General features: G+C 59.0%; 22 protein-coding genes. 13 read left to right on the forward strand and 9 right to left on the reverse strand.

The features are described 5' to 3' along the window. Positions 1–64: 64 nt before the first annotated feature. From ACMXYH_RS28125 to ACMXYH_RS28135, 3 genes are all read left to right on the forward strand, one after another. Positions 65–1,033 (forward strand): polyprenyl synthetase family protein, encoded by a 969-nt coding sequence (locus tag ACMXYH_RS28125; RefSeq protein WP_415765599.1) that lies wholly within the window; start codon positions 65–67, stop codon positions 1,031–1,033. Positions 1,034–1,198: 165 nt separating this feature from the next. Beyond that, the gene (locus ACMXYH_RS28130) at positions 1,199–1,540 is read left to right on the forward strand and encodes a zinc ribbon domain-containing protein YjdM (RefSeq protein ID WP_008154270.1); all 342 of its coding nucleotides are present in this window, start codon (positions 1,199–1,201) and stop codon (positions 1,538–1,540) included. Positions 1,541–1,746: 206 nt separating this feature from the next. Then, positions 1,747–2,004 (forward strand): PA4570 family protein, encoded by a 258-nt coding sequence (locus tag ACMXYH_RS28135; protein ID WP_129441078.1) that lies wholly within the window; start codon positions 1,747–1,749, stop codon positions 2,002–2,004. 109 nt (positions 2,005–2,113) lie between these two features. On the opposite strand, the gene ACMXYH_RS28140 is transcribed toward ACMXYH_RS28135, so the two are convergent. The 3 genes from ACMXYH_RS28140 to ACMXYH_RS28150 all read right to left on the reverse strand — a co-directional run bounded on the left by ACMXYH_RS28140 (position 2,114) and on the right by ACMXYH_RS28150 (position 3,774). Next, on the reverse strand, positions 2,114–2,731 hold the full coding sequence (locus tag ACMXYH_RS28140) for an FKBP-type peptidyl-prolyl cis-trans isomerase (RefSeq protein ID WP_415765600.1): 618 nt from the start codon (positions 2,729–2,731) through the stop codon (positions 2,114–2,116). A 121-nt stretch (positions 2,732–2,852) separates the two neighbouring features. Further along, on the reverse strand, positions 2,853–3,152 hold the full coding sequence (locus tag ACMXYH_RS28145) for a DUF6482 family protein (RefSeq protein WP_056742834.1): 300 nt from the start codon (positions 3,150–3,152) through the stop codon (positions 2,853–2,855). A gap of 133 nt (positions 3,153–3,285) precedes the next feature. Then, positions 3,286–3,774, reverse strand: a complete 489-nt coding sequence (locus tag ACMXYH_RS28150; RefSeq protein WP_033054284.1) for a TIGR00645 family protein — start codon at positions 3,772–3,774, stop codon at positions 3,286–3,288. Positions 3,775–3,944: 170 nt separating this feature from the next. On the opposite strand from ACMXYH_RS28150, the gene ACMXYH_RS28155 reads away from it, so the two are divergent. Continuing rightward, the gene (locus ACMXYH_RS28155) at positions 3,945–5,774 is read left to right on the forward strand and encodes a hypothetical protein (RefSeq protein ID WP_415765601.1); all 1,830 of its coding nucleotides are present in this window, start codon (positions 3,945–3,947) and stop codon (positions 5,772–5,774) included. 5 nt (positions 5,775–5,779) lie between these two features. Here the strand turns inward: ACMXYH_RS28155 and ACMXYH_RS28160 are convergent, their stop codons facing one another. Then, positions 5,780–6,121 (reverse strand): hypothetical protein, encoded by a 342-nt coding sequence (locus tag ACMXYH_RS28160; RefSeq protein WP_129441074.1) that lies wholly within the window; start codon positions 6,119–6,121, stop codon positions 5,780–5,782. Positions 6,122–6,452: 331 nt separating this feature from the next. Further along, positions 6,453–8,891, reverse strand: a complete 2,439-nt coding sequence (locus tag ACMXYH_RS28165; RefSeq protein ID WP_129441072.1) for a Lon protease family protein — start codon at positions 8,889–8,891, stop codon at positions 6,453–6,455. Between the two features lie 275 nt (positions 8,892–9,166). On the opposite strand from ACMXYH_RS28165, the gene ACMXYH_RS28170 reads away from it, so the two are divergent. The 4 genes from ACMXYH_RS28170 (at position 9,167) to ACMXYH_RS28185 (ending at position 12,734) form a co-directional block, all read left to right on the forward strand. Continuing rightward, positions 9,167–9,655, forward strand: a complete 489-nt coding sequence (locus ACMXYH_RS28170; protein ID WP_129441070.1) for a DUF3015 domain-containing protein — start codon at positions 9,167–9,169, stop codon at positions 9,653–9,655. 220 nt (positions 9,656–9,875) lie between these two features. Next, on the forward strand, positions 9,876–11,729 hold the full coding sequence (locus ACMXYH_RS28175) for an Lnb N-terminal periplasmic domain-containing protein (protein ID WP_415765602.1): 1,854 nt from the start codon (positions 9,876–9,878) through the stop codon (positions 11,727–11,729). An 83-nt stretch (positions 11,730–11,812) separates the two neighbouring features. Beyond that, positions 11,813–12,169 (forward strand): hypothetical protein, encoded by a 357-nt coding sequence (locus ACMXYH_RS28180; protein ID WP_129441066.1) that lies wholly within the window; start codon positions 11,813–11,815, stop codon positions 12,167–12,169. 70 nt (positions 12,170–12,239) lie between these two features. Continuing rightward, a complete protein-coding gene (locus tag ACMXYH_RS28185; RefSeq protein WP_129441064.1) occupies positions 12,240–12,734 on the forward strand; it encodes a GreA/GreB family elongation factor in 495 nt (164 codons plus the stop codon). 212 nt (positions 12,735–12,946) lie between these two features. On the opposite strand, the gene ettA is transcribed toward ACMXYH_RS28185, so the two are convergent. Beyond that, the gene (gene ettA / locus ACMXYH_RS28190; RefSeq protein WP_415765603.1) at positions 12,947–14,611 is read right to left on the reverse strand and encodes an energy-dependent translational throttle protein EttA; all 1,665 of its coding nucleotides are present in this window, start codon (positions 14,609–14,611) and stop codon (positions 12,947–12,949) included. Positions 14,612–14,896: 285 nt separating this feature from the next. Between ettA and ACMXYH_RS28195 the strand changes: the two genes are divergently transcribed. The 5 genes from ACMXYH_RS28195 to ACMXYH_RS28215 all read left to right on the forward strand — a co-directional run bounded on the left by ACMXYH_RS28195 (position 14,897) and on the right by ACMXYH_RS28215 (position 23,405). Beyond that, positions 14,897–18,745 carry a sensor domain-containing protein gene (locus ACMXYH_RS28195; protein WP_415765604.1) on the forward strand — a complete coding sequence of 1,283 codons (3,849 nt, stop codon included), beginning with the start codon at positions 14,897–14,899 and terminating at the stop codon, positions 18,743–18,745. Positions 18,746–18,967: 222 nt separating this feature from the next. Further along, the gene (gene glyA, locus ACMXYH_RS28200) at positions 18,968–20,221 is read left to right on the forward strand and encodes a serine hydroxymethyltransferase (RefSeq protein WP_403102425.1); all 1,254 of its coding nucleotides are present in this window, start codon (positions 18,968–18,970) and stop codon (positions 20,219–20,221) included. A gap of 356 nt (positions 20,222–20,577) precedes the next feature. Continuing rightward, positions 20,578–21,891 (forward strand): C4-dicarboxylate transporter DctA, encoded by a 1,314-nt coding sequence (locus ACMXYH_RS28205; RefSeq protein WP_415765605.1) that lies wholly within the window; start codon positions 20,578–20,580, stop codon positions 21,889–21,891. A gap of 67 nt (positions 21,892–21,958) precedes the next feature. After that, positions 21,959–22,663 (forward strand): FadR/GntR family transcriptional regulator, encoded by a 705-nt coding sequence (locus ACMXYH_RS28210; RefSeq protein ID WP_008154237.1) that lies wholly within the window; start codon positions 21,959–21,961, stop codon positions 22,661–22,663. A gap of 25 nt (positions 22,664–22,688) precedes the next feature. Further along, positions 22,689–23,405, forward strand: a complete 717-nt coding sequence (locus ACMXYH_RS28215; RefSeq protein ID WP_415765606.1) for a GntR family transcriptional regulator — start codon at positions 22,689–22,691, stop codon at positions 23,403–23,405. A gap of 99 nt (positions 23,406–23,504) precedes the next feature. On the opposite strand, the gene yjiA is transcribed toward ACMXYH_RS28215, so the two are convergent. The 3 genes from yjiA to ACMXYH_RS28230 form a co-directional block, all read right to left on the reverse strand. Further along, a complete protein-coding gene (gene yjiA / locus ACMXYH_RS28220; protein ID WP_415765607.1) occupies positions 23,505–24,476 on the reverse strand; it encodes a GTPase in 972 nt (323 codons plus the stop codon). 161 nt (positions 24,477–24,637) lie between these two features. Continuing rightward, entirely contained in the window at positions 24,638–24,835 is a 198-nt protein-coding gene (locus tag ACMXYH_RS28225) for a YbdD/YjiX family protein (protein ID WP_008154232.1), read from the reverse strand. Positions 24,836–24,849: 14 nt separating this feature from the next. After that, positions 24,850–26,916: a carbon starvation CstA family protein gene (locus ACMXYH_RS28230; RefSeq protein ID WP_415765608.1), complete on the reverse strand. Its 2,067-nt coding sequence runs from the start codon at positions 26,914–26,916 to the stop codon at positions 24,850–24,852. Positions 26,917–26,981: the final 65 nt, after the last annotated feature.

The raw sequence follows: 26,981 nt of genomic DNA on the forward strand, positions 1-26,981 counted from the left end.
ACCTTGACACCCGCCGACGTGGGTCCTAGCATGCCGCGCAACCCTTCTGGAGCAACTGTCGCTGATGCAACCCCAAGCTTTCTACCGCGCGGTGGCGGACGATTTTCGCGCCGTCGACGGCATCATCAAGAAGCAGCTGACTTCCCGAGTGCCGCTGGTATCGAAAATCGGCGATTACATTACCTCGGCTGGCGGTAAACGCCTGCGCCCTCTATTGGTTTTGCTGTGTGGCAAGGCTCTGGGTCGCGAAGGCGATGACCTGCGCCTGCTGGCCGCGACCATCGAGTTCCTGCACACCGCGACCCTGCTGCATGACGACGTGGTCGACATGTCCGGCATGCGCCGTGGCCGCTCGACCGCCAACGCCATGTGGGGCAACGCGCCAAGCGTGCTGGTGGGCGACTTCCTGTATTCGCGGTCCTTCGAAATGATGGTCGAACTGGGCTCCATGCCGGTGATGAAAATCCTTTCGCAAGCCACGCGCATCATCGCCGAAGGCGAAGTGTTGCAGCTGTCCAAGGTTCGTGACGCCAGCACCACCGAAGAAACCTACATGGAAGTCATCCGCGGCAAGACCGCGATGCTCTTTGAGGCCTCGACCCACAGTGCTGCAGCGCTCTGCGAAGCGACATCGGAACAGACAGAAGCCCTGCGTACGTTTGGTGATCACCTGGGTGTGGCGTTCCAATTGGTCGACGACCTGCTGGACTACAAAGGCGACGCCGAAACCCTGGGCAAGAACGTCGGTGACGATCTGGCTGAAGGCAAACCGACCCTGCCGCTGATCTACACCATGCGCGAAGGCACGCCGGAGCAGGCTGCACTGGTGCGCAAGGCAATCCAGAAAGGCGGCATCGAAGACCTGGAAAGCATCCGCGAAGCCGTGGAAGCCTCAGGTTCGCTGGATTACACCGCGCATCTGGCCCGTGACTACGTCGCCCGCGCGATCAAGTGCCTCGACGCGCTGCCTGCCAGCGAATACCGCGATGCTCTGGTCGAGTTGAGCGAATTTGCGGTCGCCCGCACGCACTGATATTCAAAGCAAGATCAAAAGATCGCAGCCTTCGGCAGCTCCTACAGGAGTACACAAAACACTGTAGGAGTTGCCGAAGGCTGCGATCTTTTGCTGTGCGCCCCTCCTCCGATAAAACCCTATACAATGTGCGACTTTTAGCGCCCCCCAATCCAAGGAGCTTTAGTGAGCACGTTGCCACCCTGCCCAAAATGCAATTCCGAGTACACCTACGAAGACGGCGCCCAACTGATCTGCCCTGAGTGCGCCCACGAGTGGTCCGCCAGCGGCGAAGCCGAAGCAGTGTCCGATGACACCGTGAAAAAGGATTCGGTCGGCAACGTCCTGCAGGACGGCGACACCATCACTGTGATCAAGGACCTCAAGGTCAAAGGCACCTCGCTAGTGGTCAAGGTCGGCACCAAGGTCAAGAATATCCGCCTGTGCGATGGTGATCACGACATCGACTGCAAGATCGACGGCATCGGCCCTATGAAGCTCAAATCCGAGTTCGTCAGAAAAGTCTGAGCCTGCTGTATTCCATCCCGCGTCCTGCGTGGGATGGTGCTTCACCCTCCCCCGCTTCGCCCAACAAACCCTCGCAATAGCCAAACGCCAGCCGTTTTGACCTTACGCAACCTTTACCCTTAAAAAAACACAAACCGCCAATAGGTCCTTGCTATTTGATGAATAAGAATTATTCTCATTTAAACCAATCAATGGAGATGAGACCCATGACTTATTTGATCGATGCCTGGCTGGACCGCCCACACCCTTACCTCAGGATCCTGCATCGGGAAACCGGGGAAGTCTGTGCAGTGCTTGAAGAAGAAGCCTTGAACGAGCTGCAGGATCAGGGGGATCTGGACGTCAATGGCTTGAGTTCCAGCGAGCCGGTGGTGCTCAAGGAACTGGTGCGCAATCTGTTTCTGTTCTGCTATGCCCGGGCGTTGCGCCCGACAAGCGAACTGCACCACAAGCTTGAAATATGAAGATCGTCGCAAAAAACTGTGGGAGCGAGCTCGCGATGACTGACTAGCATTCAACATCTCTGTCGACTGTTATGCCGCTATCGCGAGCAAGCTCGCTCCCACATTGGGATTACAGAACGTCGAGCAGTTCGACGTCGAATACCAGTACGCTGTGCGGCGGAATGCTGCCAACGCCTTGAGCGCCGTAAGCCAGTTCGCTCGGCACGTACAGACGCCATTTGCTGCCGGCGTTCATCAGTTGCAGGGCTTCGGTCCAGCCAGCGATCACGCCGCCAACCGGGAATTCTGCAGGCTGACCACGATCGTAGGAGCTGTCGAACACAGTGCCGTCGATCAGAGTGCCATGGTAGTGAGTGCGCACTTGATCTTCACGGGTTGGCTTGGCGCCTTCACCTTGAGTCAGCACTTCGAATTGCAGGCCGGAAGCCAGGGTGGTGATGCCGTCACGCTTGGCGTTTTCAGCCAGGAATGCCAGGCCTTCGCCAGCAGCGGCTTCAGCTTTGGCAGCTGCTTCAGCTTGCATGATTTCGCGAATGACCTTGAAGCTCGCGGACATTTCTTCCTGACCCACACGGCTTTCCTTGCTGGCGAAAGCGTCGGTCAGGCCTGCCAGGATCGCGTCCAGGCTAACGCCCGGTGGCGGGTTGTCGCGCAGTTGATCGCCCAGCTGACGGCCAATACCGTAGCTGACGCGGGTTTCGTCGGTGGACAGATTTACTTCGGACATGACACTGCTCCGCTGTGCGGACGGCCCTGGAACTAGCCGTGCGTGCACAGCGCGTCCCGGAGCGCCCGGAACCAAAAGGGCCAGCAGACTAGCACAGATGTCATTGCGTTGATGAGAGCCGTCAGTGCTGCCACGCAATCGGTACCTTCAGGCTTCCCTCGGAGCTAGCACCGAGTCCACACATCTCGTCATGAACCGAAACGTGCACAAGGTTGAACGGCAAGCTGGGAAAGGCATGAAGTACTTCACGCGCATGCTCGACCGAACGAAGATGAAACATCTGGCCGTGGTTATCACTCAGCGGATACGCCGCGCCATGCATCCGCGCTTCCAACAGGTAGATCCCGCCTTCCATCGAAATCAGGTTGAGTTCATCAACCTTCCCGGCGATGGCATAAGCATTCAACTCTTTCAGGTCCATAAACGCACCTCACGCAGTGGCGAGCCAAGATCCTTACAGGCATAGGCCTCGGCGCATCAAAGTACAAGCCACAAACGACACCGCCCGTCTGTTTCGCAACAGACGGGCGGTTTGGTATAGCGATAAAAAGCGATCAGTGCTTGGTCAGCTTATCCAGATAACCCATGGCAAACGCCGAAATCACGAAGGTCATGTGGATGATCACGTACCACTTCAAATGCTCGGGATCGACGTTCTTGGCGTCCATGAAAATCCGCAGCAGGTGGATGGACGAAATGGCCACGATGGAAGCGGCCACCTTCATCTTCAATGAAGAGGAATCCATGGTGCCCAGCCAGTTGAGCTTTTCCTTGTCGTCGTCGATGTCCAGTTGGGAAACGAAGTTCTCGTAACCGGAAATCATCACCATCACCAGCAAACCGCCTACCAGCGCCATGTCGATCAGCGAGAGCAGCACCAGAATCAGATCCGACTCGGCCATCGAGAACACGTTAGGGATGACGTGGAAGACTTCCTGGAAGAATTTCAGCGCCAGGGCCAACAGCCCGAGGGACAGACCGAAGTAGATCGGCGCCAGCAGCCAGCGGCTGGCGTACATTGCATTTTCGATAAAGCGTTCCATTAAATCTCACACAAGGCCTGGAAATGGCCGCGAGTATACCAGCCACCTGTCTATACCCAGAAGCAGCCAGAAACCGTTGGGAAATCCGCAACCTGCGCGTGTGTGACAAGGTTTTTCTGCTAGTGTCCAAAGCATTGACAGCTCAGCGACATCGGACAGGAAGACGGGAAATGGATGTGCGATTGCCTTTAACGAGCGCCGGAATTTGCCTGGCTTTGCTGATGAGCGCCTGCTCACCCAGCGATGAGAAGCGCCAGGTCAGCCTCGAGGAAAAAACTGCGCAGTTCGAGAAGTCTCTGGATGCGATTCAGGACCCAAAACTCAAGGAAGCCGTGGCTGAACTCGGCGGCTCACTGTTGTTGCTCGAGCGTGCGCAACTCAAGCTCGACAGCAAACCGGTGGAAACAGAATATGGCGAAGACGCCCTCGCCGTCCTCAAGCACTATCCGACGCCCCAAGCCTTGGTCGACACCTACATCAACGGCCTGTTCGTGCTGCACAAAGATTCCAGTTCCGACTACCTGACCGATCTGCAACCGGTGTTCCCTTTCAACTTCAACATTCCGGTCGCGTTTCTCTTTCCCCATAGTCTTGAATGGCAATCGGTGACTTTGAGCAATAAACGCGTCATCCCGTTTCAGCCGGAATGGTCAGAAACCGATCCGGGCATTCAACTGAGCCCATCGAGTTCAAACCTGACCAACCCCGACGACCTGACGGTGACCTACCCTTTCATCGATGGCCTGGATGTCGAAAACAAGAACCAGCCACAACCAGTGAGCCTGCAAGGCAAGGTGGAAGTCATCGCGCCGCGCCGGCTCTACAGTTTCGACCTGACGAAAAAGGACGTTGGCCAGACTCGCACCAACGACAACCTCAGCGTCAACCTGCTGAACCTTGCAAACAACTACGCCGAAATCGAATTCAACAACAGCGCGCCACTGGCCCCCGAGGTCAGCGAAACACCGCTGAACCCGCTGATCGTCCAGGCCAAGGACAGCAGCGGGCAATTTCTCTCGCGCTCAGGCTCGATCAACGAAACCGCCGCACAAATAGCCTTCTATCAAAAGCAACTGGCGAAAATGCAACAGCAGAAAGCCTGGAGCGAGAGCTTCGAGAAACAGATCGATGAAGAGCAGCGCGCCTTTGAGAAGCAACAGAGCCACCATTATTCCAAGGTGTACTTCAACGGGCCGATCGAAACGCTTGAGGTCAGCGTACTGGACTATTCAACCGCCACGGTGACCCGCAAGGACCTGAACCTGCCGGTACTTCGCTTCGACCCACACACCACGCAAAAGACCATCCAGCCACTGACGCTGCCAGTGGTGGTGTACGACGACCAGGCCACGATCTGGCTCAAGGGCGCCACACTTGGCGAGGAACAACTGAAAAAAAGCATCCGCATCAGCCAGTCGGTCGAAGACCCCAGCGCCGCGCGCATCGAGTTCGATCACCCCAAAAGCTTCAATGATGAGCTGCTCGGCACCTCCTTCACCCCCGGCGAAAGCCCGGTCAGTTTCTTTACCGAAGACGGTAACGGCAAACGCGATGAGCCGATCGAATTGCCGCCTGAGGCTTACCAGGTCGATCCCCTGCGCGGCACCATCACCTACGACTTGAACCTGTTTCCAGAAACCCCGGCTTACGCGGTGGGCTCCATGCCGCTGTTTCTCGCCACCGTCGAAAAGAAAACCATCGACGCCCGCCAGTTGCCCAAAGGCCTGGTGCTCAAGGGCAATGCGCTGATGGTTGATCTGAAGCAGTTTCCCGCCCAGGACTGGCGTTTCTTCGCCAAGGACGACAGCGGCAATTATCTGAAGGAGATTCTTTCGGTCAGCCACGATGCGAGCGCAGAAGGCCCGGCATTATTGGGGGTGCATTATTTCTACGGGCAGCCTGCCCGCCTGGAAACCTATCAACGAACCGATCTCTCCACCGTGCAATATGGCTTCGAGGTCAAACTCGACAAGGCGGACACGTCCAGCCTTGCTCAATAGCCTGTTCAGTGCTCGGGCCGAAACTCGAAACCTCCAGGGTTACGGCAGCGGCCACCATTGATTTCCCGCAGCTGAGCTTGCAGGTGCAGGCACCAGATTTGCGGATCATCGGCCAGCTCATAGCCGTGCAGGGTGAGACTTTCAACGATGGTGTCGAGGATCGACTCAGCCACAAAGGGGCCATGAAACGGGCCCTGGGCTTTGATGGCAGAAGGTTGTTCACCTTCCATTCCGGCGGCGAAGAGTAAGGTCCACATGCCCGTATCCCCCGCCAATGGGCGGATGGCACACTCGATACGGGTCACAAGGCCCAGGCATTGACGGGTGAGGCAGAGGTTGCGCGACATGGCGGCGACCCTCGGTAGATCCGGTATTCAGCCCCCACGGGAGGACTGTCTCGATCCAGTGATTACTGTCGATATCCTTGACCTGAGAATAGAGGAAAAGTCTGACTAGCACGTCAAGTGAGACCGAAAGGCGCCGAATGGTCATTGTGTGAATATTGACGCCAGACTGATGGCACTTTTCATGATTCACCCAAGTCAAATGTGGGAGCGAGCTTGCTCGCGATAGCGGACTGTCAGCCAACAGAGATGTTGAATGTCAGTGCCTCATCGTCGGAACGCCGCCCGGAGCGAGCTTGCTCCCACAGGGGATTGAGGTGACCTCAGATTTGTATCAAGCCGGTTTGGCCTCGACCAGTGCTTCCTGCGCAGCTTCTTTCTCGGCTTCCTTGAGGTCTTCTTCGCTGATCATTTCTGCGATGACCCGCAAGCGTTCCACCACTCGCGCGTTAACACTGCCTTCAGGGAACTGGCCATCGGCGTCCGGCGCACCGGCCGGCTCGCCGACCAACAGGCTCAAGGCTTCATCAGCCTGGCGCACGGCGTAGACGTGGAACTGCCCCGCGCGCACCGCCGTCAGCACTTTTTCGTCGAGCATCAGCGTGGCAACGTTGGCGTGGGGAATGATTGCTCCCTGTTCACCGGTCAACCCGCGGGCTTCGCAGAGCCGGAAGAAGCCTTCGATCTTCTCGTTGACCCCACCCACCGCCTGCACTTCACCGAACTGGTTGATCGAACCGGTGATCGCAAAACACTGCTTGAGCGGGGTTTTCGACAGTGCCGAAATCAAGGTGCAAGCCTCGCCCAGCGATGCACTATCACCATCGACGTAACCGTAGGACTGCTCCAGGGCGATACTCGCGGAAATCGCCAGCGGGAATTCCTGGGCGTATCGGCTGCCCAGATACCCGGTGAGGATCATCACGCCCTTGGAGTGAATCGGCTGACCGAGGTTGACCTCACGCTCGATATCGACGATGCCGCTGCCTCCCGGGTAGACCGTGGCGGAGATCCGCGCCGGTATACCGAAGGCCGAGTCACCGACCTCCAGCACTGTCAGCCCGTTGCACTTGCCGACCGCCGCACCTGCGGTGTCGATCAGGATGATCCCGGCCAGCATGTCATCGAGAATCCGCGCCGAGACGCGCCCGGTCCGCGTGGCCTTGGCCTTGAGCGCACGTTCGATGTGCCCGGCGTCGGTCATTTCGTCACTGGCCAGTTGGCGAATGAAATCCGCCTCGCTGACCAGTTGGAACAGATCACCGATCCGCGCCGACAAACGCCCCTGGTGCTCAGCCAGGCGAGCACTGTAAGTCGCCAGACGCGCCACCGCATCGGCGGTCAGCGGCGCCATGCCTTCTTCGGAGGTGCGGGTTTTGAGTAACTGGGCGAACTGTTCCAGGCTTTCGTCGACCATCGGGATGTCTTCGTCGAAGTCCACCAGGACGCGGAACATCTCCTGGAAGTCCGGATCGAGGTCCTGCAGCGTGTAGTAGAGCTGTCGGGCGCCAATGATGACGACTTTGACCTGCAGCGGAATGTGTTGCGGTGTCAGGGTCACGGTGGCGAAACGGCCCATCTCGCCCAGCGGCGATTCCATTTTCAGTTTGCGCGATTGCAGCGCGCGTTTGAGCGCATCCCACACGAATGGCTCGCTGAGCATTTTTTCCGCTTCAAGAATCAAGAAGCCGCCGTTGGCGCGGTGCAGCGCACCCGGACGCAACTGTCGATACGTGGTGTAGAGCGCGCCCTGATCGGTGGTGTACTCGATGCGACCGAACAGGTTTTCGTAAGTCGGGTGCGGCTCAAAGACCACTGGCGCACCGCCGCTGAACGGATGACCGACCACCAGGCTCGGCGCGTATTGCTCTTCCAGCAGCTTGCGGGCGATGGCGTCCGTCTTGCTGTCGTCGACCAGTTGCTCGACCACGGTTTTGAGCAGATACACCTGAATCGCTTGCAGGTAACCGCAAACGCCGGCGTTTTCCGCGTACTTTTCCGACAGCGGCGCGAGCAAGGGTTGCAAGGCCAGGGTGATGGTTTCTTCGTTGAGCTGGCGCAGTAGATTGCTCGACTCACGCTTCCACTGCGGCAGGCTGGCGAGTTCTTCGTTCAGCCGCTCTTCCAGCCATGAAATGTCGTCGTGAAAACGCTCGCGATCGGCTTCCGGCAACTGGGCAAATTCGGCCTCGTCCACGGCCTTGCCTTCGCTCATCGGCGTGAACGCGATATTGGTGCTGTCGCGGTACAGCGCAACGTCCTTCTCCAGCGCCAGGCGCTCGATCACATCCAGCGCCTTGTCGTAACGCTGGTTGAAGGCGCGGTCGATGGCGCTTTTCTTCTGCTGGTAGGACGGGTGCTCGAACACGGCCGGAAAAGTCGCCAGCAGGTTGTCGATCAAGCCGTTGATGTCATCGATAAAGGCACCGGCGGTGCCCGACGGCAACTCCAGTGCGCGAGGCTCGCGAGGGTCATCGAAATTGTTGACGTAGACCCAGTCCGCCGGGGTCTGCAGGCGTTTGCCTTCGGCTTTCAGGTAGCGTTTGACGAACGAAAACCGGCCGGTGCCGGGCTCGCCCATGACGAATACGTTGTAACCGGGGCGTGGCATTGCCACACCGAATTGCAAGGCTTCGACCGCACGTTCCTGGCCAAGCACTCCGCGGAAGGGCTCCAAATCATTGGTGGTAGAGAAGCTGAACTGTTCAGCGGAAAACGGACGGGTCAGCGCTTCGGGCGCTAGACGCAAGCTGGCAGCAACAGGATCAGGCATCGGGCTTCCTTACATCAGGCGGGGCAGATAGCGGCATTCTGGCGCTGCCCATACCTCACTTGCAAGGCGCGCCTCTAGCCAAAGCATAGACAAAGCGGCATCCCCAAGCGGGACGGGGCCAAATCAATGTTTTCAATAATGTTTTGCAAAAAATCACGGAACCCCGGGATCGTGCCTAAACTCCAAACTGCGCGGCTGGATTAATAACTGGCCCACTGGCGCCGGATTGGGCCAGACCCCTTGTCCATTGGTATGCACATAAAGAGAACAAAGCTATGAAACGGATTCTTCTCGGTACTCTCTTCACCGCTGTATCCCTCAATGCCATGGCTCAGGCGCCAGGCGGCCCGGATTGCGGTTGGGGCAACATGCTGTTCGAAGGTCAGCGTGGCACCCCGGCTCACTTCCTGGCATCCACCACCAACGGCACTTCCGGCAACGCAACCTTCGGTATGACCTCCGGTACCAACGGTTGCGCGACTAATGCGTCGCTGACCTATGGCGGCAAATCCTGGATTGCCATGAATGGCATGATGAACGAGCTGTCTGAAGACATGGCCAAGGGTCAGGGCGAAGCGCTGACCACTTACGCCGTGGTACTGGGCGTGGCGCCGGAAGACCGTGCGCATTTCGCCGCCGTCACTCATGAGCACTTCCAGCAGATATTCAGCAAGGCTGACGTGACCGCTGACGACGTGCATACCAACACCCTGGCCGTTCTGAAGAGCGATCCGCGTCTGGCCAAATACGCCACTCAAGCTTAAGCTCGACCCGCCCGCTCCTTTCGGGGAGCGGGCTTTATTTTTTGGACCTGCCCCTCTTTGGGTAATGTCATTCAACTGTAGGAGCTGTCGAGTGAAACGAGGCTGCGATCTTTGCTTTTAAAGATCAAAGGATCGCAGCCTCGTTTCACTCGACAGCTCCTACAGACAAATGGCATCAACCGCGCTGGGTCTTTGTTTCTTTCGACTTAAGTTGCCCACTATGCTCAAACGCCTTGCCTGGCTGGCGCTCTGTGTCTGCGCCCCGCTGTCTGCCACGCCCAAAATCGACAATCAACGTTTGCAGCAATTGGCCAATGACCCCTTCTGGACTTCCCTGGGTCACTACGAAACCGCCAAACTCGGCGGCTGGCGCAGCTATGTCAGCGACAAGAAATTCTTCCTCGCCGCCGACGGCAATGAACATCCTGACCGCGAGCTGGCGGCGACCGTGCAAGCGCTCTACGCCCCGGCCAGTGCTGGCGAAAAACATGCGCAATGCGTCTACCCGGCCCGCACCCGCTGGCTCAAGGCACAGCTCAACCTGACCGATCTGCCGACGCTTCCCTGCACTGAATTCAAGCAATGGTTCAAGGATGTTTCGCCCCACAGTGCGGTGATGATTTTCCCGGCAGCGTATCTGAACAGTCCGTCATCGATGTTCGGCCACACATTGCTGCGCATCGACCAGGCCAATGTACAGAGCGATCAAACCGCCCTGCTCAGCTATGCGATCAACTTCGGCGCGTACATCGAAGGCTCGGACAACAGCATCCTGTATGCCTGGAAAGGCTTGATGGGCGGCTATCCTGGTCTGTTTGCCCTGGTGCCTTATCAGGAAAAACTTTCGGAGTACCGCAGTCTCGAGAACCGTGATCTGTGGGAGTACCGCCTTAATCTGACCCAGGAAGAAACCGAGCGCATGGTCGAGCACGTCTGGGAGCTCAAGCAGATCCAGTTCGACTATTTCTTCTTCGACGAAAACTGCTCCTATCGTCTGCTGGAACTGCTGCAAGTCGCCCGCCCGAGCCTGCGATTGACCGAACAGTTCCCGCTGACCGCGATTCCTACGGACACCGTCAAAGCGGTAAAAGAAGCCGGACTGGTGGAATCCATTCAGTATCGACCGTCTCGCGAACGTGAACTGTTGAGCCGCGCCGAGCCGTTGACCAATGAAGAACAGGAGTGGGTGCTGAAAGTCAGCGCCGACCAGAAGCAGTTACAGGAACCGGCGTTCAAGGCTCAACCCAAGGATCGTCAGGCGCTGATCATCGACGCGGCCTATCGCCTGGAGCGCTACCGCGCCAACGGCCAGGAACGCGATCCGCAACGGGCGCAGCGCAGTTTCGAATTGCTGCGGGCGATCAACCAGAATCCGGCACCGGAACTGGACATCCCGCAACCCGGCCTGCCTGAGGATGGCCATGAATCGCGCACCTGGCAGGCCGGCATCGGCACTCGGGGCGACAAGGCCTTTGGCGAGTATGGCTTGCGCATGGCTTATCACGACCTCAACGACAACGCCGAGAGCTTCCCCCTCGGCGCGCAGATTGAAATCCTGCAAATGAAACTGCGCCAGTACGAAGGCAATCACTGGCAGTTGCAGCAATTGGACCTGGCGACCATCCGTTCCCTGACCCCGCGCAATGAATTGCTGCAGCCACTCTCGTGGCAAGTTACCGGCGGCCTGGAGCGCGTGCCGGGCAAGCATGACGACGAAACCCTGGTCAGCCACGTCAATGGCGGTGGCGGCGGGACCTGGCAACTGGGCGACGACATGCTCGGCTTTGCTTTGGGCACCGTGCGCGTTGAGCACAACAACGACTTTGCCGGTTTCATCGCGCCGGCGGCAGGTTTCAACAGCGGCGTGCTGTGGAAAAACTCGCTGGGCAACTTCAGCCTGGAAGCCAAGGGCGACTTCTTCACCAACGGCGAAGTGCGCCGTAGCGTGAGTCTGAATCAGCAGTGGGAATTGTCGCGCAACCTGGGTTTGCGCCTGAGTGCCCAGCGAGAATTCAGCCACCTGGCTTCGCCCGAGAACGAAGTGATGCTTGAGGTGAAGTGGTATCACTATTGATCTTTTGATCTTTCTTTCACATCCCGCTCACGAATCCACTCCTAGACTTCTCCTATAGGCCGTTGACGGTCTGGGAGTCTGAGATGTGGCGTTGCGTGGGCGTGGCGGGGTTGCTGATGTTGATCGCGGGTTGCCAGACGACCCACGAGGATTTGATCGCCAAGGGTTATCCACCGGCATTCGCCGATGGCTTCGATGACGGTTGCAGCAGTGGCCGGCAAGCGGCGGGGGCAATCACCGGAGAGTTTCGTAAAAACGTTCCGCGTTACCTCAAGGACAAGCAGTACGCCGAGGGCTGGAGCGATGGCTTCCGTCAGTGTCAGGCGATGCGCGAAAGCGAGGATCGTGAGGATTATCGCAGCCACCATTGGGACGAGCGCGAAAAGGCCTGGCAGCAGCAGAAGGATCAGGACGCCGCTCGTGCTTTTCGCTCGCAATAAGTCGCTGACAGATATCTGTCGAAACTAAAAGCCTGCGACCATGGCCCAAACCCTATAACGGGAGACAACCATGAGTCGCGCCTTCGTCAATGAAGATAACGCCGCCGCGCAAGCCGATCAGCCCGTCGAACGACAAGTCAGTGCGCAGCCCAATTACGTCACCCCAGCCGGACTCGCCCAACTTCAGGCGAAACTTGCCGACGTGCAAAACCTGCTCAATGAACAGAGTGCCAAAGGTGAACTGGCCGACAAACAGCGCCAGGCCGACCTTGAGCGTGACTGGCGGTATTTCAATCAACGATTGCAAAGCGCTCAGTTAGTCGTCCCGGCCTCTTCGTCTGACAAAGTACAGATTGGCGCCTGGGTGACGTTTGCCGATGAACAAGGCAACGAGCAGCGTGTGCAGTTGGTCGGCGAGGATCAGGCGGATGCTGCCAGTGGGTTGATCAACTGGGGTTCGCCTTTGGGTCGGGCGTTACTCGGGGCGCAGGTCGGGGATGAAGTGCTGTGGAAGCGGCCGGCTGGGGATTTGGTGATTGAGGTTTTGGGCATAGAAATTGGGTGAGCTTGAAGGCGCCATCGTCAGAACGCCGCCCGGAGCAAGCTCGCTCCCACAGTAGATCTCCATTGGATTGAAGATTTTCGGCCTACTTAAATCCATGTAGGAGCGAGCTTGCTCCGGGCGGCGTTCCGACGATGGCCGCGCTGCGGCCTATCTGAAACCCCATAAAAAAACGGAGCCCGAAGGCTCCGTTCTTTCATGCAACCAACCTGAAATCAGGCCAGTTTCTTGTGCCGTACACGATGCGGCTGAGTCGCGGCTTCGCCCAGGCGTTTGCGGCGATCGGCTTCGTACTCGGTGTAGTTACCTTCGAAGAACACCGCTTGCGAGTCGTCTTCGTACGCCAGGATGTGAGTCGCGACGCGGTCAAGGAACCACCGATCGTGAGAGATCACAATGGCAGCGCCCGGGAAGTCCAGCAGGGCTTCTTCCAGGGAACGCAGGGTTTCAACGTCGAGGTCGTTGGACGGTTCGTCGAGCAGCAGGACGTTGCCGCCCTCTTTCAGGGTCAGGGCCAGGTGCAAGCGACCGCGCTCACCACCGGACAGGTCCTTGACGAACTTCTGCTGATCGCCGCCCTTGAAGTTGAAGCGACCGACGTAGGTACGCGACGGAATCTCGTAGTTGCCGATACGGATCTGATCCGAGCCGTCGGAGATTTGCTGGAACACAGTCTTGCTGCCGTCCAGGTCTTCGCGGCTCTGATCGACGCACGCCAGTTGCACGGTTTCGCCGACTTCGATGCTGCCCGAATCCGGCGCTTCCTTGCCCATCAGCATACGGAACAGGGTCGATTTACCAGCACCGTTACCGCCGATCACGCCAACGATGGCGCCTTTAGGCATGGAGAACGACAGGTTGTCGATCAGCACGCGATCGCCATAACCCTTGGAAACGTTCTTGAATTCGATGACCTTGTCGCCCAGGCGTGGACCGGCCGGGATGTAGATCTCGTTGGTTTCGCTGCGCTTCTGGAATTCCTGCGATTGCATTTCTTCGAAGCGTTGCAGACGAGCCTTGGATTTGGACTGGCGGGCCTTGGCGCCTTTGCGCACCCACTCCAGTTCTTCCTTCATGGCTTTTTCGTGGGCCGACTGCTGCTTGGATTCGGCAGCCAGACGATCGGACTTGGCTTCGAGCCAACCCGAATAGTTGCCCTCGTACGGGATACCGGCGCCACGGTCGAGTTCGAGGATCCAGCCGGCAACGTTGTCCAGGAAGTAACGGTCGTGCGTGATCGCGACCACGGTGCCCGGGAAATCGTGCAGGAAGTGCTCCAGCCAGGCGACGGAATCGGCGTCCAGGTGGTTGGTTGGTTCGTCGAGCAGCAGCATGTCGGGTGCGGACAGCAGCAGGCGGCACAGGGCCACACGACGCTTCTCACCACCGGACAGGAATTCGACCTTGGCATCCCAGGCCGGCAGACGCAGCGCATCGGCGGCGACTTCCAGTTGGCGATCCAGGTTGTGGCCGTCACTGGCTTGCAGGATGGCTTCGAGCTTGGCTTGTTCAGCGGCCAGTTTGTCGAAGTCGGCATCTTCATCAGCGTAAGCCGCGTAGACCTCGTCCAGGCGAGCCTGGGCGTTCTTGATCACGCTGACCGCTTCCTCAACCACTTCACGCACGGTCTTGGTCGGGTCCAGGATCGGTTCTTGCGGCAGGTAGCCGATGTTCAGGTCCGGCATCGGACGGGCTTCGCCGTCGAACTCGGTGTCGACGCCCGCCATGATTTTCAACAGCGTGGATTTACCCGAACCGTTAAGGCCGAGTACGCCAATCTTGGCGCCCGGGAAGAACGACAGCGAAATGTTTTTCAGGATTTCCCGCTTCGGCGGAACAACTTTACCCAGCCGATGCATGGTGAATACGTATTGAGCCATGGAGAACCTAGGGTCAGTGAACGATGAATGATTGGGGCGCGGGCGATGCCCGGCCAGGCCGTGCGCGTCGTCCGATTGATGGGTATCAATGCGTGCGCGCTGAAAAAGCCAAATTCTAGGAGCTGGAACGCTCCCGCGTAACCGGCAAAGCTACCTGATTGACGGAAGGCAGTCCAGCCGAGCGGGACTGGCACTTTGCCACAACTCAGGGCATGCTAGCCGCCCTCCGGGCGTCCGGCTTATAGTGCACGTCGCGCCAGTCCAGCCAAACCGCAGGATTACAGTTTGTCTAATGTCTCCCCACCTTCTTCCGTGAGCGCACTCAATCCTGCGACCGGCTCACCCCTGCGTGGCTCCTTGAAGGGCGCGCTGGCGGCGCTCGTTCTGTTGCTGCTCGCGCTGCTGTTCTGGCAGTTGCTGGATCAGCTGCGCGAAACCCAGAAAAACCAGCGTCAGTACACCATCGACTACACCGCCGATCTGGCCTCGCAAGTCAGCCTGAACATGGCGCTCAACGCCCAGATCGCCCTCAACCTGCTACCGATCGTCGAACAACCGCAAAGCGCCGACGAACAGCAGGCGCTGTTGCGCAAACTGCAAAAATCCTTGCCCGACCTGCGCAGCCTCGCGTTACTCAGCCCCTCCGGCAAAGTCCTCAACGACAGTGCCGACGACAGCGACGACGCCGAGTACCTGAGCGAACTGGTCCGGCGCAGTCACGCCCAGGCCCATTATTTCAGCAATGCCAATGACGGTTCGGTGGTGCATCTGCTGCTGCATCAAGCCAGCGGTAGCACCCGCGGCTACTGGGTTCTGCGCCTGACGCCGACATTTTTCTCGTCGCTGACCAAACCAAACGAAGCGGGTATCCGCCCGCTGTGGCTGGTAGAAAACCGCTTCAATCACCAAGTCATCAGTCGCGATGAGTCACTACCCTTGGCCAAGTCGGGTGAACTGACCGAGGACGATGTGGCCAACAGCGTGCTGACAGTGCCCCTGAGCAGCAGCGACTGGCAACTGCGCGGGCTGTTCGACCGGCAACGGGTGATCGAACACCTGCTGCCGGCGTTCATTGGCAAATGCCTTCTGGGCCTGGCCTTCTCCCTGCTGCCATTTATCGCCCTGCTGAACATGCGCCGCCGCCAACGCCAGGTGCACGAAGGCCGTCGACGCTACCAGGATATTTTCGAAGGCACCGGTGTCGCACTGTGTGTACTCGACGTATTCGGGCTCAAAAGCGTCTTCGACAAGGCTCAGCTGCACAGCAGCGAGCACCTGAAGGCCTGGCTCGAGACACCGGAACAACGCCAGCAACTTCTGCAGGAACTGCGCATCACCGAGGTCAACCTGGTCGCCCTGCAACTGCTCAACGTCAACGCTTGCGATCAAGCCTGGAAACTGCTGATCGACGGCAACCCGCAGGACGGCGCCGCCATCGGCGATCAAGTGCTCGACGCGGTGCTCAACCAGCAGAAACAGCTTGAACTGGAAATCAAACTGCAGGACGCCAATGGCCGCGACCAGCACTTGTGGCTGGTCCTGCGTCTGCCGGAAGACCAGGACGACTATAAAGCGGTGATCCTGAGCATCACCGACATCACGAGCCGCAAGCTCGTCGAACTGTCGCTGTTGGAGCGCGAAGGATTCTGGTCCGACGTGGTACGCACCGTGCCGGATCATCTGTACGTGCAGGACGTGATCAGCCAGCGAATGATTTTCAGCAACCACCACCTGGGCCAGACGCTCGGTTACAACCGCACCGAACTGCACCAGATGGGCGAGTATTTCTGGGAAATTCTGCTGCACCCCGAAGATGCGGACTTCTACCACCGCTCGCGCCAAACCCAGCGCCAGGCCGGTTACAGACAATTGATGCAATGCCAGCTGCGCTTCCGCCACCGGGACGGCAAATGGCGGCGTTTCGACATCCGCGAACAGGCGCTGGCGCGGGACAAGCATGATCAGGTCACGCGGATCATCGGCGTGGCCAAGGACATCACCGATCAGATCGAAGCCAGTGAGTCCCTGCGCGACAGCGAGCAGCGTTACCGGATGCTCGCCGAAAGCATCAGCGATGTGATTTTCTCAACCGACAGCAAGTTGGCGCTCAACTACGTCAGCCCGTCGGTGCAAGCTGTGCTGGGCTACGACGCCGACTGGATTTTCCAGAACGGCTGGCAATCGACCATTGCCAACCCGCAACAGCTGACCGGTATTTACAACCTGATGGACCGGGTCAGCAAAGCGCTGAACAAACCCGACCAACTGGCGCTGTTGCGCAGTCAGGTGCAGACCCAACTGTTTTTGTTCGACTGCCTGCGGGCCGACGGGCGCAAGATCCCTATCGAACTGCGGCTGGTGCTGGTCTGGGACGAACACGGTGCATTCGAAGGCGTGCTGGGCGTCGGTCGCGACATCAGCCAGCAACGCCGGGCCGAAAAAGACCTGCGCATGGCCGCGACCGTATTTGAGCACTCGACTTCTGCGATCCTGATTACCGACCCGGCCGGCTACATCGTCCAGGCCAACGAAGCCTTCAGCCGTGTCAGCGGTTATGCGGTGGAGCAGGTGCTCGACCAGTTACCGAACATGCTGACCGTCGACGATCAGCAGGAAGCCCATCTGCGTTACGTGCTCAAGCAATTGCATCAGCACAGCACGTGGGAAGGCGAAGTCTGGCTCAAACGACGCAATGGCGAGCATTACCCGGCCTGGGTCGGGATCACGGCGGTGCTGGATGACGAAGGCGATCTGGCCAGCTACGTGTGCTTCTTCAGCGACATCAGCGAACGCAAGGCCAGTGAGCAGCGGATTCACCGCCTCGCCTATTACGACGCCCTGACCCACCTGCCCAACCGCACGCTGTTCCAGGATCGCCTGCACACGGCGCTGCAATCGGCCGAACGGCAGAAGTCCTGGGTCGTGCTGATGTTCCTCGACCTGGACCGCTTCAAACCGATCAACGACTCCCTGGGCCACGCAGCCGGCGATCGCATGCTCAAGGAAATGGCCACGCGCCTGCTCGGCTGTGTCGATGATGACGACACCGTGGCGCGCATGGGCGGCGATGAATTCACCTTGCTGCTGCAACCGCGGGCCAACCGTGAAATTGCCTTGAACCGGGCGATTCATGTGGCCGAACAGATTCTCGCCAGCCTGGTGAAACCATTCGTGCTTGAAGGCCGCGAGTTCTTCGTCACGGCCAGTATCGGCATCGCCCTGAGCCCTCAGGACGGTAACGAACTCAGCCAGCTGATGAAAAACGCCGACACCGCGATGTATCACGCCAAGGAGCGTGGCAAGAACAACTTCCAGTTCTATCAGGCCGATATGAACGCCAGCGCCCTGGAGCGTCTGGAGCTGGAAAGCGACTTACGACACGCCCTGGAGCAGGACGAGTTCGTGTTGTACTACCAACCGCAGTTCAGCGGCGATGGCAAACGCCTGACCGGCGCCGAAGCCTTGCTGCGCTGGCGCCATCCGCGACGTGGTCTGGTGCCGCCGGGAGACTTCATTCCTGTGCTCGAAGAGCTCGGGCTGGTGGTGGATGTCGGCGACTGGGTGATCAGTGAGGCCTGCCGTCAGCTCAAGACCTGGCATCAAGCCAAGGTCCGGGTGCCGAAGGTGTCGGTGAACATTTCGGCCCGGCAATTCTCCGACGGCCAACTCGGGACGCGGATCGCCACCATCCTCAAGGAAACCGGCCTGCCGCCGGCGTGCCTGGAGCTGGAGCTGACCGAAAGTATCCTGATGCGCGAAGTCAGCGAAGCGATGCAGATTCTCGCCGGGCTGAAAAATCTCGGCCTGAGCATTGCGGTCGACGACTTCGGCACCGGTTACTCATCGCTGAACTACCTCAAGCAGTTCCCCATCGACGTGCTGAAAATCGACCGCACCTTCGTCGACGGCCTGCCGTCGGGTGAGCAGGATGCGCAGATTGCCCGCGCGATCATTGCCATGGCCCACAGCCTCAATCTGGCGGTGATCGCCGAGGGCGTGGAAACACACGAGCAACTCGACTTCCTGCGTGAGCATGGTTGCGATGAGGTTCAGGGGTATCTGTTCGGCCGGCCGATGCCGGCGAGCCGGTTTGAGGCGCAGTTCAGCAATGATGCGTTGTTCATGTTCGACTGAGACTTTGTAGTGATGCAGGCGGCCTCTTCGCGAGCAAGCCCGCTCCCACAGGGGAACGCATTTCAAATGTGGGAGCGAGCTTGCTCGCGATGAGGCCGGCACGATCACCGCTGATCCCGTCATGAAGCCCACTTGTCTGCGACATGATGTCCTTTCATATGCCATCTAAAACCCATTGGGTTAGAATGCCCCCCTTTTCTGCCCCGATCCTTGAGGACCGCCATGTTCAGCCGTGATTTGACTATTGCCAAGTACGACGCCGATCTCTTTGCCGCCATGGAGCAAGAAGCTCAGCGCCAGGAAGAGCACATTGAGCTGATCGCTTCGGAAAACTACACCAGCCCTGCGGTCATGGAAGCTCAAGGCTCGGTACTGACCAACAAGTACGCCGAAGGCTACCCGGGCAAGCGCTACTACGGTGGTTGCGAGTTCGTCGACATCGTCGAGCAACTGGCCATCGACCGTGCAAAAGAACTGTTCGGCGCTGATTACGCCAACGTTCAGCCGCACGCCGGTTCGCAAGCCAACAGCGCCGTTTACCTGGCTCTGCTGCAAGCGGGCGACACCATCCTGGGCATGAGCCTGGCGCACGGTGGTCACCTGACCCACGGTGCCAGCGTTTCCTCCTCCGGCAAGCTGTACAACGCCGTTCAGTACGGTATCGACGGCAACGGCCTGATCGACTACGACGAAGTCGAGCGTCTGGCGGTTGAGCACAAGCCGAAAATGATCGTGGCCGGTTTCTCTGCCTACTCGCAGATCCTCGACTTCCCGCGTTTCCGCGAAATCGCTGACAAGGTTGGCGCTTACCTGTTCGTCGACATGGCCCACGTGGCCGGTCTGGTCGCCGCTGGCGTCTACCCGAACCCGGTGCCTTTCGCTGACGTCGTGACCACCACCACGCACAAGACCCTGCGCGGTCCCCGTGGCGGCCTGATCCTGGCTCGCGCCAACGCCGACATCGAGAAGAAGCTCAACTCCGCGGTATTCCCGGGCGCCCAGGGTGGCCCGCTGGAGCACGTGATCGCCGCCAAAGCGATCTGCTTCAAGGAAGCGCTGCAGCCTGAGTTCAAGACCTACCAGCAACAAGTGGTGAAGAACGCCAAGGCCATGGCCGGCGTGTTCATCGAGCGCGGTTTCGACGTGGTCTCGGGCGGTACTGAAAACCACCTGTTCCTGCTGTCGCTGATCAAGCAGGAAATCTCCGGTAAAGACGCCGACGCAGCTCTGGGCAAAGCGTTCATCACTGTGAACAAGAACTCCGTGCCAAACGATCCACGCTCCCCGTTCGTCACCTCCGGTCTGCGCTTCGGTACTCCGGCTGTGACCACTCGTGGCTTCAAGGAAGCAGAGTGCAAAGAGCTGGCCGGCTGGATCTGCGACATCCTGGCGGACCTGAACAACGAAGCGGTGATCGACGCCGTTCGTGAGAAGGTCAAGGCCATCTGCAAGAAGCTGCCGGTATACGGCGCCTAATCAGCCCGCAGAACCGCAGCAATGAAAAAACCGGTCAGTGATGGCCGGTTTTTTTATGCCTGAACGTTCATGACGACCGGTGTAGGTGCTGCCGAAGGCTGCGATCTTTTGATTTTAGCGTCCGACAGACCGATGAAGAGCAAGATCAAAAGATCGCAGCCTTCGGCAGCTCCTACGGGGGACCCGCACCACTGGTCAGACCGGTCATGCCAATTTTGATATTTTTACTTGTCATCCTGAAAAAACCCAGCGTAGACTGCGCCTGCACTGGACATACCGGTAAGACCACAATAATTAAGTCCTGAATCTGATGCGCGAAGCGCACGGCAGCCAGGACACCGACCAGGATTCCTCCCATGCTCAGATGGTGCTCGCGTTCAATCTTCCTCCAAGTGGTTCTCGGACTGGTGCTCGGCATCGTCTGTGGGCTGACCCTTCCTGAATACTCCGCCCAGCTCAAACCGCTCGGCGATGGCTTCATCAAACTGATCAAGATGCTCATCGGTCTGATCGTGTTCTGCGTAGTGGTCAGCGGCATCAGCGGTGCCGGCGACCTGAAGAAGGTCGGACGCATCGGCCTGAAATCGGTGATCTACTTCGAAATCCTGACCACCATCGCCCTGGTGATTGGTCTGGTGTTCGCCTTCAGCACCGGCATCGGCAGCGGCGCGAACATTCATCTGGATCAGCTTTCCGCTGCCGACATGGGCGACATCGCTCAGCGCGGTCAGCACATGCAAACCACCTCCCAGTTCCTGATGAACCTGATCCCGACCTCGGTAATCGGCGCCTTCGCGGAGAACAACATTCTGCAAGTCCTGCTGTTTTCGGTGCTGTTCGGCAGTGCGCTGAACCTGGTGGGCGAAGCAGCGTCGGGTATTTCCCGGCTGATCAATGAGCTGAGCCACGTGATCTTCCGCATCATGGGCATGATCGTGCGCCTGGCGCCGATCGGCGTGTTCGGCGCCATCGCTTTCACCACCAGCAAATATGGCCTGGATTCGCTGCAGCACCTGGGCAGCCTGGTCGGCCTGTTTTACCTGACCTGCGTGGCGTTTGTGACATTGATTCTCGGCCTGGTGATGCGCCTTTCGGGCCTGAAGATGTGGCCGTTGCTCAAGTACCTGCGCGAAGAACTGCTGATCGTCATGGGCACCGCCTCCTCCGACGCCGTGCTGCCACAAATCATGCGCAAGCTTGAGCATCTGGGCATTGGCAGTTCGACGGTCGGGTTGGTCATTCCTACCGGTTACTCGTTCAACCTGGACGGTTTCTCGATCTACCTGACCCTCGCCATCGTGTTCATCGCCAATGCCACCGGCACGCCGCTGGCCATGACCGACCTGCTGACGATTCTGCTGGTGTCGTTGATCACCTCCAAAGGTGCCCACGGGATTCCCGGCTCGGCGCTGGTGATTCTCGCGGCGACACTGACGGCGATCCCGGCGATTCCGGTGGTCGGTCTGGTGCTGGTGTTGGCAGTGGACTGGTTCATGGGCATCGGCCGGGCGCTGACCAACCTGATCGGCAACTGCGTCGCCACCGTGGCCATCGCGCGCTGGGAAAAGGACATCGATATTCAACGGGCGAACAAAGTACTTTCTGGCCAGGTGGGTTATACCTTCCAGCCGAGAAAGCCTGTCGGCCCGGCACATCAGCAGGAATTCTGAATAATCGCCATGCCTGCCCACGGGCAGGCACGGTCATCAATCATTTTGGATGCTCATGGAGCGAACAGTGATCACCTCGTCAACCGTCGTCAATTCAGTCGTAGAGAAACTTCGGGCCGCTTTGGCCCGTGGTCAGTGGCGCTCCGGCGAGATGCTGCCGGGGCAGCGTGAGCTGGCCGAACAACTGGGCATCAGCCGCCCGAGCCTGCGTGAAGCCGTCATCGTGCTGGAAACTCTCGGCCTGGTGCGCTCCATGCCGGGTAAAGGCGTGGTGGTGCTGGAGGCCAATCTCAGCGACAGCCAAAGCCACGACAGCGCAGTCGCCGGTGCGAGCCTGGAAGACGTGTTGCAACTGCGCTACACCCTCGAGCCGTTCATTGTCGGCCTGGTGGCGCAGTCGATCAGCAGCAAGGAAGTCGGGCAACTGCGCCTGACCCTGATGGACATGCGCGAAGCGCTGGAAGCCAACGACAGTGAAGCCGGCGTGAACGCCTACATCGCCTTCCACGAAGAACTGTTCACGCTGACGTCGAACCCGATTTTCCAGAGTGTGGTTCAACAGACCAGCAACGCCCTCAAGCAAAGCGCCGACGTGCTGCGCAACTCCCCGGAGCATTTGGCTGAGCGCCTTGAGGAGAACGAAGCCGTGGTGCGCGCTATTCGCAGCAAAAACAGCGCCCAGGCCAGCGCCGAGATGCGTCGGCACATCCTTCGGGAAGGCCAGCGGATGGGCATCGAATTGAATATTCCGGACGACAACCTCGTCAGTTGAGTCCGCTTCGAACTGGAGACAAGCCATGAACAGCTTCGCCTCACCGCAAACACTCACTGCCCTGCCCTTCCCCCGCACGAACACCAGGAAGCCGTCGGCGGATGATCTCTACTCACGGATATTCGATGCCATTCTCGAACAGCGCATTGTCCCCGGCAGTCGCTTCACCGAAGAAAGCCTGGGAGACATGTTCGGGGTGAGCCGCAGCAGCATCCGCCAGGTACTGACGCGCCTGTCTCATCAGCAGATCATCATCCTTCGCACCCATCATCGTCCCCGGGTCGCCGCGACAGATGTCGAGCAGACTCGGCAGACGCTTCACGCCCGGCGACTGACCGAGCTCACGCTGGTACGGCTGGCCTGTCAGCAGCCTCGCCCGCAAGACCTGAATCGTCTGCGCGACTTGATCGATAGTGAGCGCCGGTGTCTGGAACGCGATCAGCGTGGCCCGGCGATTCGGTTGTCCGGGGAGTTTCATTTGCAGTTGGCCGAAATGGCCGGGAATGCACCTTTGGCGCATTTTCTTGGCAGTCTGGTGCCGCTTACTTCACTGGCGATTGCGCAGTTTGATGCGCAGGCCGAGGGTTATTGCGTGTGGCAGGCGCACGAGGGGATTCTGGATGCGGTTGACCGAGGGGATGCTCGGAAGGCCGAGACGCTAATGAGCCGGCATCTGAATCATCTAGAGGCGACGTTGCTGAACGCTGGATCGAGATCCAGCCAAGATCGTGCTGCCGGTTAGATCGCTATCGCGAGCAAGCTCGCTCCCACAGGGGAATGCGTTTCAAAATGTGGGAGCGAGCTTGCTCGCGATGGGGCCATAGCAGACGCCGACAATGCTTCAGATTGCGGCAACCCGCGCAAACCCCTCACGGATTTTCTCTTCCGGCAAATCATCGGCAATGAACACGATCACGCTTTCGCGCGTTTCATCGTCGGCCCACTCCGTGTCCCAATCGAATCCGTACAGCTTCAATACGCCCTGAAACACCATGCGCCGCGGCTCGCCAAGGATGTTCAACACGCCTTTGTAGCGCAGCAATTGCTTGCCATGATGTTCCAGCAGTTCGTTCATGAACTCGCTGAGTTTGTCGATATCCAGCGGCTTGTCGGTGCGCAGCACCAGGCTGGAAATGCGGTCGATGGACGGCGCTTTGCTCACCGGGCTCAGGCTGACGCCGCCGCCAAGGTCGGCATTGAGATTGAAACCGCGCACGTCGAGCAATTCGGCCAGATCGATCTTGCCGTGCTCGACCACGCGGATCGGTGCGCGACGGTTGATCCGGGTCAGGCGCTCGCTCAGCGCAGTAAAGGTCGCCTCGTCCACCAGATCGCGCTTGCTCACCAGCAAGCGGTCGGCGAAACCGATTTGCGCCTGGGCGATGGTTTGAGTCAGGTGAGTGTCGGCGTGCGCCGCATCGACCAGGGTGATGATCCCGTCGAGGATGTAGCGCTCGCGCAGCTCTTCATCGATGAAGAACGTTTGCGCCACCGGTGCCGGATCGGCCAGGCCAGTGCATTCGATCACCAGACGATCGAAGGCGATTTCGCCGCTGTCCAGGCGCTCGAGCAGCAAGTACAAAGCCTTGGTCAGGTCGGTGTGAATGGTGCAGCAAACGCAGCCGTTGGACAGCGTCATCACTTGCACCGGTTCGTCGCCCAACAGTTGGGTGTCGATACCGGCGTCGCTGAATTCGTTCTCGATCACGGCGATTTTCAGGCCGTGTTCGGCTTTGAGCAGGTAGCGCAACAGCGTGGTTTTTCCCGCGCCGAGAAAGCCACTGAGGATTGTTACCGGGATGGGAGAGGACAACTGGAGTCTCCTGTTTCACAAAATTAGAAAGCAACACAAAACAAATGTGGGAGCGGGCTTGCTCGCGAAAGCGGTGTGTCATTCAACGTTAATGTCGACTGACACGACCTCTTCGCGAGCAAGCCCGCTCCCACAGGGATTGCATCAGCCAGGCTGTTGCATCAACAGCACTTCGGCCCACCCTTGCCACCGTAACGAGCCTCTTGGCGTTCGCGGAAGAACATCTCGTAGGTCATCACCGGTTTGTCCGGATGTTTGGTTTGCATATGCTCGACGTAATTGTCGTAGTCGGGCATCCCGACCATCAGGCGCGCGGCCTGACCGAGGTATTTACCGAGGCGACTCAGGTCATTGAACATGCTGCAATCCTCGATTACGCATCCGGCAGAGCCTGGAATGGCGCTTCTTTATCCGTACGTTCTTTGCTGCCCCAGGCGGAAATACCGACCTTGAGCGCATAGAACAGGATACTGAATACCACGAACAGGAACAGCGCGGTCAGCGTTGCGTTGGTGTAGGCGTTGAAGATCACGTGCTGCATCTGCGTAATGTCCTTGGCCGGCGCGAGGATCTGACCGTTGGCCAGCGCATCGCTGTACTTCTTGGCCAGCGACAGGAAGCCGATCGCCGGGTTGGCATCGAACAGCTTGATGAAGCCGGCGGTGGTGGTGCAGATCAGCAGCCACACGGCGGGCAGCATGGTGACCCAGACGTAGCGCTGGCGTTTCATTTTGATCAGCACAACGGTGCCAAGCATCAGTGCGATACCGGCGAGCATCTGGTTGGAGATACCGAACAACGGCCACAAGGTGTTGATGCCACCCAGCGGATCGATCACGCCCTGGTACAGCAACCAACCCCACATCGCCACGCAACCGGCGGTTGCGATCAGGTTGGCGGTCCAGGATTCAGTGCGTTTCAGCGCTGGCACGAAGGAACCGAGCAAGTCCTGCAGCATGAAACGGCCGGCACGGGTACCGGCGTCGACGGCGGTCAGGATGAACAGCGCTTCGAACAGAATCGCGAAGTGGTACCAGAACGCCATGGTGTTTTCACCCGGCAGGACACTGTGCAGGATCTGCGCGATACCAACCGCCAGGGTCGGCGCACCGCCCGCACGGGCCAGCACAGTGGTTTCACCGATGTCCTTGGCCACCGCTTGCAGGGCTTCCGGGGTGATTGCAAAGCCCCAGCTGCTGACGGTTTGTGCCACGGCCACTACGTCACCGCCGACGATCGCCGCCGGGCTGTTCATGGCGAAATACACGCCTGGCTCGATCACTGACGCGGCCACCATCGCCATGATGGCGACGAAGGATTCCATCAGCATGGCGCCGTAACCGATGTAACGGGCGTTGACTTCGTTATCCAGCAGTTTCGGCGTGGTGCCGGAAGCAATCAGCGCATGGAAGCCGGACACTGCACCGCAGGCAATGGTGATGAACAGGAACGGGAACAGACCGCCCTTCCACACCGGGCCAGTACCGTCGATGAACTGGGTCAGCGCCGGCATTTTCAGCTCAGGCATGGTGATCAGGATGCCTATCGCCAACGCCACGATGGTGCCGATTTTCAGGAACGTCGACAGGTAGTCACGCGGCGCCAGAATCAGCCAGACCGGTAACGAGGCGGCCACGAAACCGTAACCGACCAGCATCCACGTAATCTGCACGCCAGTGAAGCTGAACGCCTTGGCCCAGACCGGATCAGCGGCAATCTGCCCGCCCAGCCAGATCGAACCGAGCAGCAGCAACACACCGACCACGGAGATTTCACCGATGCGGCCCGGGCGGATGTAGCGCATGTAGATGCCCATGAACATCGCGATCGGGATAGTCGCCATCACCGTGAAAATACCCCACGGGCTTTCAGCCAGGGCCTTGACCACGATCAGCGCCAGCACCGCGAGGATGATGATCATGATCAGGAAGCAGCCAAACAGCGCGATGGTCCCGGGGATGCGGCCCATTTCTTCACGGACCATGTCGCCCAGGGAACGACCGTTGCGGCGGGTGGACATGAACAGAACCATGAAGTCCTGAACGGCACCGGCCAGCACCACGCCGGCAATCAGCCACAGCGTACCGGGCAGGTAACCCATCTGCGCCGCCAGGGCCGGACCGACCAGCGGCCCCGCGCCAGCGATGGCCGCGAAGTGGTGGCCGAAGAGGATATGTTTGTTGGTCGGCACGTAGTCCAGACCATCATTGTTGAGCACGGCGGGGGTGGCCCGTCGTGGGTCGAGCTGCATCACATTGTTAGCGATGAACAGACTGTAGTAACGATACGCAACCAGATATATGGCCACGGCGGCGACCACAATCCACAAGGCGTTGATTGCCTCGCCACGGCGCAATGCCACTACCCCTAGGGCACACGCCCCCAGGATTGCCAGCAGCAGCCAGGGTAGGTGGCGTAGCAGGCTATTATTATTTTTCATTTTATGATTCCAGCCAGGGTGGACAAGAAAGACAGCCATCTCGAGTTTAGCGCTAACGGCCGCAA

This window comes from Pseudomonas frigoris (assembly GCF_047758635.1).
In the GTDB taxonomy this organism is placed as follows: Bacteria; Pseudomonadota; Gammaproteobacteria; order Pseudomonadales; family Pseudomonadaceae; genus Aquipseudomonas; species Aquipseudomonas frigoris.

Excerpts from the sequence above, each read along its gene's own strand:
- ACMXYH_RS28125 (WP_415765599.1), top strand. The coding sequence starts at position 65 with ATGCAACCCCAAGCTTTCTACCGCGCGGTGGCGGACGATTTTCGCGCC.
- ACMXYH_RS28135 (WP_129441078.1), top strand. The coding sequence starts at position 1,747 with ATGACTTATTTGATCGATGCCTGGCTGGACCGCCCACACCCTTACCTC.
- ACMXYH_RS28140 (WP_415765600.1), bottom strand. The coding sequence starts at position 2,731 with ATGTCCGAAGTAAATCTGTCCACCGACGAAACCCGCGTCAGCTACGGT.
- ACMXYH_RS28145 (WP_056742834.1), bottom strand. The coding sequence starts at position 3,152 with ATGGACCTGAAAGAGTTGAATGCTTATGCCATCGCCGGGAAGGTTGAT.
- ACMXYH_RS28150 (WP_033054284.1), bottom strand. The coding sequence starts at position 3,774 with ATGGAACGCTTTATCGAAAATGCAATGTACGCCAGCCGCTGGCTGCTG.
- ACMXYH_RS28155 (WP_415765601.1), top strand. The coding sequence starts at position 3,945 with ATGGATGTGCGATTGCCTTTAACGAGCGCCGGAATTTGCCTGGCTTTG.
- ACMXYH_RS28160 (WP_129441074.1), bottom strand. The coding sequence starts at position 6,121 with ATGTCGCGCAACCTCTGCCTCACCCGTCAATGCCTGGGCCTTGTGACC.
- ACMXYH_RS28165 (WP_129441072.1), bottom strand. The coding sequence starts at position 8,891 with ATGCCTGATCCTGTTGCTGCCAGCTTGCGTCTAGCGCCCGAAGCGCTG.
- ACMXYH_RS28170 (WP_129441070.1), top strand. The coding sequence starts at position 9,167 with ATGAAACGGATTCTTCTCGGTACTCTCTTCACCGCTGTATCCCTCAAT.
- ACMXYH_RS28175 (WP_415765602.1), top strand. The coding sequence starts at position 9,876 with ATGCTCAAACGCCTTGCCTGGCTGGCGCTCTGTGTCTGCGCCCCGCTG.
- ACMXYH_RS28180 (WP_129441066.1), top strand. The coding sequence starts at position 11,813 with ATGTGGCGTTGCGTGGGCGTGGCGGGGTTGCTGATGTTGATCGCGGGT.
- ACMXYH_RS28185 (WP_129441064.1), top strand. The coding sequence starts at position 12,240 with ATGAGTCGCGCCTTCGTCAATGAAGATAACGCCGCCGCGCAAGCCGAT.
- ettA (WP_415765603.1), bottom strand. The coding sequence starts at position 14,611 with ATGGCTCAATACGTATTCACCATGCATCGGCTGGGTAAAGTTGTTCCG.
- glyA (WP_403102425.1), top strand. The coding sequence starts at position 18,968 with ATGTTCAGCCGTGATTTGACTATTGCCAAGTACGACGCCGATCTCTTT.
- ACMXYH_RS28205 (WP_415765605.1), top strand. The coding sequence starts at position 20,578 with ATGCTCAGATGGTGCTCGCGTTCAATCTTCCTCCAAGTGGTTCTCGGA.
- ACMXYH_RS28215 (WP_415765606.1), top strand. The coding sequence starts at position 22,689 with ATGAACAGCTTCGCCTCACCGCAAACACTCACTGCCCTGCCCTTCCCC.
- ACMXYH_RS28225 (WP_008154232.1), bottom strand. The coding sequence starts at position 24,835 with ATGTTCAATGACCTGAGTCGCCTCGGTAAATACCTCGGTCAGGCCGCG.
- ACMXYH_RS28230 (WP_415765608.1), bottom strand. The coding sequence starts at position 26,916 with ATGAAAAATAATAATAGCCTGCTACGCCACCTACCCTGGCTGCTGCTG.